This is a genomic window from Rhizobacter sp. P1_G5 (assembly GCF_056405435.1).
The window spans coordinates 1-3445 of record NZ_JBFUCB010000624.1; the positions used below are offsets into that span (position 1 = coordinate 1).

The 3445-nt window shown below is 69.2% G+C and carries 1 protein-coding gene; it reads right to left on the minus strand.

Annotated elements, in window-relative coordinates; genetic code table 11:
• A partial coding sequence (locus AC1D12_RS28305; RefSeq protein WP_477844410.1) for a cadherin-like domain-containing protein occupies positions 1-3445 on the minus strand: 3445 nt, incomplete at both ends.

The following is a 3445-nucleotide window of genomic DNA, read 5'->3' on the forward strand; positions in this document are numbered from 1 at the left end:
GGTGGCGAGCGTGAAGGTGCCGTAGGTGCCCGCGGTGGCAGGCTGAGCCTGGAACACGGCCTGGCCGTTGTCGACGTCGGTGACAGACAAGGTGCCACCGGTCGTCAGGTTGCCGGAAGCGTTGACCGCGGTGTCTTCAGTGACGGCGCCCGAGGTGGCACCGCTGATCACGGCCACATCATTCGTGCCGTGGATGGTGACGGTGACGCTCGACGAGGTCCCATCAGCGCTCTTGACGGTGAAGGTCTCCGCCAGCGACTGATCCGCGCGCAGGGCTTGGATCGTCGCGTTGCTGTTCGCAGCGGTGTAGGTCCAGGTGCCGTCGGCGGCGAGCGCGAAGGTGCCRTAGGTGCCCACGGTGGCCGGTTGAGCCTGGAACACCGCCTGGCCGTTGTCGACGTCGGCGACAGACAACGTACCACCGGTCGTCAGATTGCCGGAAGCGTTGACAGCCGTGTCCTCCGTGACGGAGCCGGAAGTGGCGCCGGAGATGACAGCGGTGTCGTTCGTGCCCTGGATGGTGACCGTGACACTCGACGAGGTCCCATCGGCGCTCTTGACCGWGAAGGTCTCGGTCAGCGATTGATCGGCGCGCARCGCCTGGAYCGTGGCGTTGCTGTTCGCAGCTGCATAAGTCCACGTGCCATCGGCGGCGAGTGTGAAGGTGCCGTAGGTGCCGACAGTGGAAGCCTGGGCCTGGAACACCGCCTGGCCGTTGTCGACGTCGGCGACAGACAAGGTGCCACCGGTGGTCAGGTTGCCGGAGCCGTTGACGGCCGTGTCTTCGGTGACGATACCCGAGGTGGCACCGCTGATCACCGCCACATCGTTCGTGCCCTGGATGGTGACCGTGACACTCGACGAAGTGCCGTCGGCGCTCTTGACCGTGAACGTCTCCGTCAGCGATTGATCAGCACGCAACGCCTGGACCGTGGCGTTGCTGTTTGCAGCTGCATAGGTCCACGTGCCATCGGCGGCGAGCGTGAACGTGCCGTACGTCCCCGCCGTGGCAGCCTGCGGCTGGAACACCGCCTCGCCCGCATCCGGATCGACGATCGCCAGCGTGCCGCCCGTCCTGAGCTGTCCGCCCGCATCGACCGCCGTGTCTTCCGTGACCGAGCCCGAGCCCGGGGTGATCACGGCTGCATCGGCCACCGGCGTCACGTTCAGGCTCAGCGTGTTCGGTGCCGCATCGAAGGCACCCGCGCTGTCCTGCACGCTGAAGCTGAACGACGCATACGGCGCGCCGTTGCCATTGGCCGCCGGCACGTACACCAGGTGGCCGGCGTTGATCTCGGCCACCGAGATGATCTGTCCGGCGACGACCGCCGCGCCGTTCAGCAGCAGCGTGCCGGCCGCCGGCGGCGTGTCGATGCGCACGTTCGTGAGCGTCTGCCCCGCATCCGCATCGGCAAAGCCGAAATCGCCCGGCTGCACCGTGTAGCTGCTGTCTTCGGCCAGCGTGCGTGTCACGTCCGCGCCGGTCGGCGGCGTGTTGGTGCCGACGTTCACCGTGACGTTCGCGGTGGCGCTCGCGCCGCTCGGGTCGGTCACCGTGTACTGGATCTGCACCGCGCCGCTGAAATTGGTGGCCGGCGTGAAGACCACGTGGCCGCTCGCGTCGACCGACACCGAGCCCTGGGCCGGGTTGGCCAGCACCGGGTTGCTGACGGTCAGCGTGTCGCCGTCGACATCGTGGTCGTTGGCCAGCACGTCGATCGTCACCGAGGCGTTGATGGCGGTCGAGGCGATGTCGTCGGCCGCCACCGGTGCGTCGTTCACCGAGGTGATCGTCAGCGCCAGCTGCGCCGTCGAGGTGGCCGTGCCGTCGCTCAGCGTGTAGGTGACGACCGGCACGGCGCCGTGCCAGTCGGGGTTCGGCGTGAAGGTGTAGCTGCCGTCGGCATTGAGGCGCAGCGAGCCCGTGGCCGGATCGACGGCCGTCAGCCCGGCCGCATAGGTGTTGCCGTTGAAGCTGAACTGCGTCACCGACAGCGTATCGTGGTCGGCGTCGGTGTCGTTGGCCAGCACATTGCCGCTGGCGGTGCTGTCTTCGTCGAAGGCCTTGCCGTCGTTCACGCCCACCGGCGCATCGTTCACCGCGGTCACGGTGATGTCGAGCGAGGCCGTCGAGCTCGCGCTGCCGTCGCTCACGGTGTAGGTGACGGTCGGCACCGCGCCGTTGTAGTTCGGCGCCGGCGTGAAGGTGTAGCTGCCGTCGGCTGCGATCAGCAGCGTGCCGACGTTGGCGAGGGTCGCCGTCTGGCCCGCGGCATAGGTGCTGCCGCCGATGCTGAACTGCGTCACCGCGAGGCTGCTGCCCGCGTCGACATCGCTGTCGTTGGCGAGCACGCTGCCGAGCAGCGGCGCGTCTTCGGTCGCGCTGCCGGTGTCGTTGACCGCCACCGGCGCGTCGTTCGTGCCGTTGACGGTGATCACCACGCTGCGCGTCGTGCCGTCGGCGGTGGTCACGGTGAAGCTGTCGGTCACGCTGGTGCCCGCCGCCAGCGACTGCACGTTCGGCGCCGCGTTGTTCAGCGCGTAGCTCCAGGTGCCGTCGCTCGCGAGCGTGAAGCTGCCATGGGCCCCGGCGCTGCCGCTCTGCGCGACGAAGACGGATTCGGCCGGGCCGTCCGGGTCGACGACCGTCAGCTTGCCGGTGCTGCCCGGCACCTGGTCTTCGGTGACGCTGCCGGTGAGCGGGCCGGTGATCACCGGCGCATCCGGCGTCGCCGCGACGTTGATCGTGACCGCCGAAGCGGTCGGCGTCGTGCCGTCGCTCACGGTGTACGGGATGTTGACCGGGCCGTTGAAGTCCGCCGCGGGCGTGAAGGTCAGCGTGCCGTCCGGATTGAGCGAGACCGTGCCCTCGGGCAAGGTCACCGGGCTGCCGACCGCGATCGGCTGGCCGGCCACCTGGGTGACGCTCAGCACAGGGCCGTCGACATCGGTGTCGTTGGCGCGCGGGTCGAAGTTGACCGGCGTGTCTTCGGTGGCCGAGACCAGGTCGGGATGCGCGACCGGCGCGTCGTTGACCGGCGTGACGTTGAACGTGAAGGTGTTCGGCGTGGCGTCGAAGGCGCCTGCGCTGTCCTGCACGCTGAAGCTGATGCTGGCATAGCCRCTGCCGTTGCCGTCGGCGGCCGGCGTGAACACCAGGTGCCCGGCGGCGATGTCGGCGGCCGAGACGACGGTGCCCGCCGTGACCGGCGTGCCGTTGAGCAGCAGCGTGCCGGCGGCCGGCAGCGCATCGATGCGCACGCCGGCGAAGGACTGGCCGGCGTCCGGGTCGCTGAAGCCGAAGTCGCTCGCCTGCAGGCTGTACGCGCTGTCTTCGTTCTGCGCGTGCGAGGCGTCCGCGCCGCTCGGCGCGGTGTTCGCGCCGACGTTGACGGTGACGGTGCCGGTCGAGCTTGCGCCCGACGGATCAGAGACCGTGTAGGTG